Origin of the sequence: Pseudocitrobacter sp. 73 (assembly GCF_008369545.1) — a bacterium.
In the GTDB taxonomy this organism is placed as follows: Bacteria; Pseudomonadota; Gammaproteobacteria; order Enterobacterales; family Enterobacteriaceae; genus Pseudocitrobacter; species Pseudocitrobacter vendiensis.
On the sequence record NZ_VTZO01000071.1, the window covers coordinates 1 to 7,540 of the forward strand.

The 7,540-nt window shown below is 47.7% G+C and carries 5 protein-coding genes and 1 pseudogene; 4 read left to right on the forward strand and 2 right to left on the reverse strand.

The annotated features are described in order from the left end of the window. Positions 1-136 precede the first annotated feature (136 nt). A complete protein-coding gene (locus tag F0Q32_RS25610; RefSeq protein ID WP_012477419.1) occupies positions 137-772 on the reverse strand; it encodes a hypothetical protein in 636 nt (211 codons plus the stop codon). A gap of 613 nt (positions 773-1,385) precedes the next feature. Between F0Q32_RS25610 and F0Q32_RS25615 the strand changes: the two genes are divergently transcribed. From F0Q32_RS25615 to F0Q32_RS25630, 4 genes are read left to right on the forward strand one after another with little or no spacing between them, the layout of a single operon-like run. Continuing rightward, positions 1,386-2,633 (forward strand): site-specific integrase, encoded by a 1,248-nt coding sequence (locus tag F0Q32_RS25615; protein ID WP_007897923.1) that lies wholly within the window; start codon positions 1,386-1,388, stop codon positions 2,631-2,633. After that, positions 2,620-4,386 (forward strand): hypothetical protein, encoded by a 1,767-nt coding sequence (locus F0Q32_RS25620; RefSeq protein ID WP_007897920.1) that lies wholly within the window; start codon positions 2,620-2,622, stop codon positions 4,384-4,386. Before F0Q32_RS25615 ends, F0Q32_RS25620 begins: the two co-directional genes overlap by 14 nt. Beyond that, positions 4,374-6,491 carry a hypothetical protein gene (locus tag F0Q32_RS25625; protein ID WP_017384059.1) on the forward strand — a complete coding sequence of 706 codons (2,118 nt, stop codon included), beginning with the start codon at positions 4,374-4,376 and terminating at the stop codon, positions 6,489-6,491. Before F0Q32_RS25620 ends, F0Q32_RS25625 begins: the two co-directional genes overlap by 13 nt. Before the next feature lie 3 nt (positions 6,492-6,494). Next, positions 6,495-6,923, forward strand: coding sequence for a hypothetical protein (locus F0Q32_RS25630; RefSeq protein ID WP_017384060.1), 429 nt, complete (start codon positions 6,495-6,497; stop codon positions 6,921-6,923). Positions 6,924-6,985: 62 nt separating this feature from the next. Here F0Q32_RS25630 and F0Q32_RS25635 read toward each other — a convergent pair. Beyond that, positions 6,986-7,444, reverse strand: a pseudogene (locus tag F0Q32_RS25635) (IS3 family transposase); the annotation flags it as partial. Positions 7,445-7,540 lie beyond the last annotated feature (96 nt).

Sequence of the window (7,540 nt, forward strand, 5' to 3'; positions counted from 1 at the left end):
TACTCTTGTTTTTATGTATTTAGAGTTAAACTCTACTTTTCTATTTTTAGAATTCAAGCTATTCATCGTAATTGAGAGATATCCTTTTAATGTTCAGCAAGCCTGTTAAAAGCACTTTATCTGAACCGCGTTTTGCCTAAATCCTGCTCAATATATACTCTCCCTGAGTTCTGAAATCCTCAAATTCCCCAATCTTAAAGCATTGATACATAGATGATGTCAGATAATGCGCAATCATCTCACCGCCAATATGGATCCGTTCCGGGTGTGGGTATGTCGCCTGTATAGCCCTTTGTTCATTCATCATTACAGGAATTGTCTGCAACAAATCCCCATCCAAGATTTGGCACTCAGGTTTTACTCCTGTTCCGTATTGTAATTGCTCTGATTCGAAATCATGGACTGAGCGATAGGCGAACGAAACGATATTTCCTGTTTCCTCGCAAATTGCGAACTGATAAACACTGGTTGTCACCGTTGAAGAAGAGGGAATTGCATGGTCATGCTTGTATTGTTTCCACAGCCTCCTTAGACAGGCCGATGTATGATAATTGAGATTTTGTATACCTGATACGACCATTCTGGTTGATGCTTCAAGCAACCAGGTGTTAGAAAATCCACCTGCCCCCGTTCCTGCTATGATGGTTCTTAGCTGGGGGATGTAACCTGCTTTGGAAACAAAAGATAACGGCTCCCCATTATCGGTGACGGCAAGGGTATCTGTTACAATCAGTGCTTGTGCTTCGTCTGTATAAAATATCAGTGATGACATATTTTCCTCATCCAGAAAAGACATTACATGAATCACAGAACAGGTCACTACAACCACGTGAAAGGGAGTCAGACCATTTTCCAGAGGTAAATATATTCTTGTGTTTGGACGCGTTGCGGTTCTCTGTAAAAAATATATAGCACAAACAAAAGTCCCCGCAGGGATAAATATAGTTATATGCGCTTTTTCTGCTGGCTTTTACAATTGAAAGTGACAGGTAAACGAAATGTGTTACAGGTTTCTTTTGCTTTTCGTTGGGTTCTGTATATGCGAATTTACCCTGTGTGTTATTTTTGCAATGGACTCAGGCTGTATTCAATCAATTAAGGTTTACTTCTGGCATTAAGATGTATCCGTTGCCTGTTTTTTAAGGGCACGGTTTGTGCCGGGAAATGAAAATCACATCTTAAGTTCTTCACTCAAAGGATTTGTGATGTTTATCACGTATGGTCCGGGTAACGTGTTGAGGTCAATGTATTGCATCGTGATGGTGTCGTTACATCTTTTACTTTCCTCCTGATTTGCATATTCACTCCCGGCAACCTGGTTGTTTGTTTTTTCTTCTTCCGGATTTATAGTGTAGGCATGAGGTGGCGTTTCAGGGCGACAGACTGTGAGGATAATCACTAACATTCATGCGCGTTATGGGCGTGTCAGCAAACTGGATGCAACAGAGCCGAAACTGAAATTTGAACCCGGATTTCTGTATGCTGAAATACCTTATATTAGCGGCATCCAGAATCGAAAACTGAGCCGATATGTACACTTTTATCTTATGGATAAAGCTATCCTGCAGGCCAGGGATTTAAAGCCTTTAGCCCGGGCATTTTTACGCTGGATAAGGTGGCTGGAGGATAACGGACTTGACCCTTTCACCCCGGGAACGTTGAAATACCAAAGCCCTACATATGGCTTCAGGGAGTATCTTCTGGGGGCCGTAAGGCAGGGGCGCATCGCCTCATCCACCGCGGCGGTGTACATCAGCGTTATCCGACGGTTTTACGTATTTCTGGGCAAGTGTGGTGAGCTGGCTGCCAGCTCATTTTTTACGTTGGTCGAAAAAGTCGTTGACGGGCGACGCAAGGTGATAAGTTCGGATCTTGCCATCAGGATAACCAGCACAACAAAAAGGACAATCAACCCACTGAATGATGCAGAGGTTCATATCCTGGATGAGGCACTGAAATCTGAGTCCGGGTTGTTCAGTTTAATGATTGTGCTGATGAAAAATTGTGGGCTACGGCTGGATGAAATGCTGACCCTGCCGTCGTCACTCTTTACTGAAGAGTACCTTGCCAGTGTCCCTGTATCTGAGTTGACCATCAGGGGGCTTCATATTGGTCCGAGATGCGGAGTTCATACGAAGTTTGGGATGACGCGAGAACTCTTCATCACCAGACGATTGTACGAGCAGGTTCTGGATTATCTGGCGGATGAGGAGTATGAAAAGAAGATCCAAAAATGGCGTGCACGACAGGGTGGGGAAGGGCGGCACGAGCCTTTATTTTTAATGGCAAACGGGAAACGGATGTCTGAAAAAGCCTTTTACTCCCGCTGGTACAGTTTTCGCCATCGCCTGGCCCGGTCTGCTCCGGGAAATGTGTTCAGACATAAACCCCATGATTTGCGGGCAACGTTTGCGACCCATTTTTTACGCTCGGCACTGAGTTGCTATCCCGATCAGGCCGCAAATGCGCTGGGTACAGTAAAATACTGGATGGGCCATAAAAGCGAAAATACGACGATGAAATACATCGTCTTTCTTCAGCAAAACCAGATTTCTGATGCAGTCGCCGGGGTCATGGACGCATTGATTGACGGTGCTGCAGGTCGCGATGGAGCCATATATGAGCCGGAGTGAAACGCAGATAACGTGGATGGCCGAAAATGTGCTGTCATGGGAGACGGTCAGCGGACACATCACTCAGCGGGATCTGAACCGATATTATTTACTTGACGTTTATCTTCAGGCTCATTTTTCAGATTATGTGTTGCTCCCCGGATGGTTTAGTGAACATTCGCATCTTGCCCGCCCTGAAAAACGCGATTTTATTGCCTCTCTGAAACGATTTCTTCTGTCTTACCGTCCCGCCGGAAGGTTAACCATTTTCCGTTATCTCAATATGTTTTTTATATGGCAGTCAGTCAATCAGTATGACTATGGCACGGCTGAAGGCGTTGAAATGTATATTAAACATCTCATGAACGATATTCGTCGGCGAAAAATTTCAGTCAGGATGGCAAGACACTACTTGTCCGTGGTCAACCGGTTTTTGCTTACGGGCGGGCAGATTCAGAGGCGGTATGAATATGAATTCTTACCGAAAGGAACGTATCAGCAGCAGGGAAGGGATAGCTATACCAGGAATGAACTTTCCGAGATCCTGAGGCAGTTGTCATCCATGAATGAGTTCCTTGCGGGATGTATCCGGGAGCATATCGCTAAATCGGAAAAAGGGGTGCGGCATTTCTCACCGTCTTTGCTGGCACCTGTTTATGAAGCGTATTTCCGGTATCCGGGAGAGAACGGGGTCAGCAGGGCAGAGATCATCATCAGGGACGTTCTGGAAAATTACTTTCTTACTTCTTTTTTTCTGTTCTGTTACCACACATGGGGAAACACCTCTCAGGTTCTGGGTCTGACGCGGGATGATATACATCTGGATGAAAAGGGTATCAGCACTGATTATGTTTATAAGGGGAGAGCGAATAAGTATATACGTCTGACGATAGGTAAATCGGAGTATGTGACCAAACGTGCGGGCTATTACTGGTTTCTGTCTTTTATCAGGCTCAGGGACGACATCGTTAACTATCTGGTTTCCGCAGATAACTTCCCTCCGGTACAGGCGCTGTTTCTGAGTGAGCCGCAGGTGAAATTCCGTAAGCTTTATTCTCTTAATCCCAGTCATCTGACTAAATTTTCTAACTCTGAGGGGGCGTGGGCCACGATGCGGCAGCTTAATCCCTCGCTTCCATCAATTACCGTTTCTGGCTTGCGCAAAACGTCTGAGCAGTATACGGACAGAACATTAAAGAATGGTCTGATTACGGCGGAAAAAGCACAGCATAACTGGGGCACTTACAGGCGGAATTATGCTGCAGGTAACCCACAGGGGGCGAAGGAAAACTTCAGTGCTGCACTTGATACGCTTATGAATCAGGGGATTGCGACACGTGCGTTATCCGAGCGGGTAAAAGTTGCTGATGAGCTGGGGATCGATCTGCGTGGAAGCGATGAGGGTGTGGATCTTTTATTGAATGGCCTGGGATGTCGATCGCAGGAGCCGCCTACAGATATTGAATTGCGCTTTATAAAAAAGCAAAAACGATTTGGCCGGACACCAAAGGCTTGTGCGGATTTTTCTCATTGTGTCGAATGTTCAAAAAGTTGCGTTGTGGAAACGCTGGAGTCTGTATGGCTCCTGCTGTCATTCAGGCATGCTATCGAGTATGGAAAACCGTTGTACATCGGTTCGGTCAATGCTGTGGAGCGTTATGAAACGTTACTCCTGAAGATTGATTTACGGCTTGGGCTGGTAGATGAGGCGACCCTGAAAAAAGCGCGCGTTAAACTTCAGCGAGAAGGTGTGGCTCCGGTATGGCAGATTTGAAGAAAAAAGAGGTAAGCCGTAGTCGAATGGCGGAGTTTCCTGCCGGAACGCCGCTTCGTTCAGGGGATGAGTTTCCGACTGAGGATATCATCTGTGAGGCACTAGAAAACAAAAGCTTTGAACGTCTGAATAACTGCCTGGTTATCGCCAGCTCAGATGAACATGATATGCGTTTTATCAATGAGGAGACGCTGAATATTTATTTCAGGGATGATGTCTGGACCAATCGCTATGTCAGAACCCATATTGGTGAAACGTTAAGAACCGTTAATTTTTCAGGCATACGGGATCCTGAACTGCGTCTTGAAGCCAAAATCATCTCAGCCAGCCTGCTCTGGATTGTCGGCAGGACCGCGAAGACGCAGTCACTGATCCGGAAATGTGCAAACATTGTGGCGGGAGCCCGTATTATTGAGTCTATGGGGTATCGCAGTCTGTTTCAGCTTCGTTTTCCGCTTGTCCGGAATGCTTTCATTGTAAAGATGAAGGAGGAGGATGAGCACGGCAGGAAGCGTTCTGAAAGAACATTACGTAATTACTTTATGGACCTGGCGGATATCTCGCTGACAGGTCATACCCGTCTTCGAAAATACGGTTACTTTCCTGATATTAGCTTCGACAGTTACAACAGTGTGGATGATTCAAACCAGACATATTGTATGCCTTTCAGTCTTATGATGTCTGTCTGGGAAGGGCTGATTACTGAACTGGATGCTGAAATCAGTGATTTCGATTTTGACGGGTTTTCCCGGCTGTGCGCTATCATAAACGGTTTTTATGATTCGCCTTACTATACGTCGATGCTGGAAGCCCGTAAAAGAGGGACAGCAAAAAGCATACCGGATTACCGGGCCGCGTATTACTACAATATTGTTGCCGGGGAAATTCGGGCGCTTTTCGCGACACTTGGCCCCGGGATGCAGGGCTGGTTCTCGGTACATAAAAATAAGCGCTGGAGATCTGATTTTATTGGCGTTGATCACATAAAGCTGAACACCTGGCATTTTGAGCTGACGTTAAAAGTCATGAATGTGATACAGGCCATGTCGGGGATGAGACACAGCGAAGTGCTTGGCGTGATGCACGGTTCACTGATTTATGATGGTGATATCCTGGGACTTCGTTCGGTGTTGCATAAGTTCGCCCCGGAAGGTGGAAGTCACGAAGACTGGGTTGTTTGTCGCTATGTGGAAAAGCCTTTTCAGCATTTACGCAGAATTAATCAAATCATGACAGGCCTGGACGGGAAGACGCTGGACAATGTTCCATTGTCTTTAAATATCAGGTCGTGGTTCTCGGAGCAAAAACTCTCTTTTATGGGGACGCAGCGCCAGACTGAGTGGGCAAAGAAATTTGTGAAAAGACACCATCTGTTCATCCGACGTGACCATATTGATGAGTTCAGGCTTTTAAATCCAAACATACGTGATGATGAACGCGTTGCGATGGAGATTCGGGAGGGGGCTTTCTGGCCATTGCGAACCCATCAGTTTCGCCGTTCACTTGCTGTACACCTCAGGCGTCTTGATCTGATTTCTACTAATGATCTTATCCGGCAGTTTAAGCACTTAATCAGAGGCATGACGGAGTGGTATATGTCCGGTGCACTCAACGCTTCGCATTTTAGCCGGGCGATCCCTCAGGCATTCGCTGCCGAGATTGAAAGGGTTGATACCGAACTCTCAGCTTCCAGGGCTGTTTCTTATCAGCATGAAGGCCTGCTTTATGGCGAAGGCGGGAAGTTACTGATGTCCCAGAGAGGTGGGCACTTACATCAGATGACGTTTCCTACACTGAAAAAAGCGATGAGCATGGCTAAACGAGGCGGGCAAAAACTGGTATCTCTTGGAAACGGTTTTTATTGCATGAATGGCCATGACTGCGAGTTTAAGGCGGTTGTTCAGTCAGCGTCCTGCAATCCGGGATGTGAGAACATGCTGGCCGGAGCTGATTCTGTTCCCGTGTGGAAACGCAGGATGGCTCATTATGACAACCTTCTGGAGATTGCCGTGCGAAATAATGCTCCTCAGGCTGACAGGGATTTTCTGATGCTTGAGAGAGATTTTTATGCAGATGCTGTCCGCTTTTTTGAAAAGGATGAATAGAGCATGACGAACGAACAGTCGGGGGTTAAAAAAACACAGGCAAGAGCAGAGCAGGCCCTGAGGGAACTGATGTTATCAGGGGAGCGTATCAGCCAGTATGCTGTGGAAAAACGAGCGGGGCTGGCAAACGGCACCCTGAATTATAACTGTCCTGAGTACAGGCAGGTCAGGGAGGCTATCCGCAGTCTGAAAAAAACGTGCCAGGGCACCGCGCCGGTTGATGAGCAGGGCATTGAGCAGCAGATCAAGCTGAAAGAAAAGTATCGCCGTCAGAGAAATGAGCTGAGGGAAGAAATCAAAAAGATGATGGCTGAAAATGTAGAGCTGTTACATAACCTTATACTTTTACAGCAGTATGTCAGGGAGCTTGAACGCAACACCGGGAGGGAGAAAGGGGACGTCATTCCGTTCTCGGGTGGTGTCAGGGACTGAGGCTATACTGAACGGAAGGACGCGAGGTGGACTGACCCCACGCCCGTAGACAAATTCTGTCCTCACGATGAGGCCTGTTCGAAGGCCTCCGGACTGAGGCCGCCGAGGTGACTGTGGCGCCGGGCCCGGTTGTAGAACACTTCAATGTAATCGAAGATATCGGCCCGGGCCAGATCCCGGGTTTTATAGATGCGTTTTCTGATCCGCTCTTTTTTCAGCGAACTGAAGAACGATTCGGCCACCGCATTATCCCAGCAGTTGCCACGCCTGCTCATGCTCGGGGCCAGGTTATTAGCCCGGCAGAAGCGCTGCCAGTCGTCACTGCCGTACTGGCTGCCCTGGTCTGAGTGCACGATGACCTCGCCGTCCGGTTTTCGCCGCCAGACGGCCATCATCAGCGCGTCGAGTGCCAGTTCGCGTGAGAGAGTGGGCTTCATCGACCAGCCGACCACATTACGGGCGAAGAGATCGATAACCACCGCCAGATACAGCCAGCCCTGCCAGGTGCGGAGTAGAGTAAGAGGCAGGGCGTAGTCGGACTATTTCCCTGCCTCTCCTCCCCGAACCGGACGTGCACCTTTCAGCGCATCCGGCTCTCCATTTAAATGCTGGCGAAC

Coding starts and splice junctions, on each gene's coding strand:
- F0Q32_RS25625 (WP_017384059.1), top strand. CDS start 4,374: ATGGCAGATTTGAAGAAAAAAGAGGTAAGCCGTAGTCGAATGGCGGAG.
- F0Q32_RS25610 (WP_012477419.1), bottom strand. CDS start 772: ATGTCATCACTGATATTTTATACAGACGAAGCACAAGCACTGATTGTA.
- F0Q32_RS25630 (WP_017384060.1), top strand. CDS start 6,495: ATGACGAACGAACAGTCGGGGGTTAAAAAAACACAGGCAAGAGCAGAG.
- F0Q32_RS25620 (WP_007897920.1), top strand. CDS start 2,620: ATGAGCCGGAGTGAAACGCAGATAACGTGGATGGCCGAAAATGTGCTG.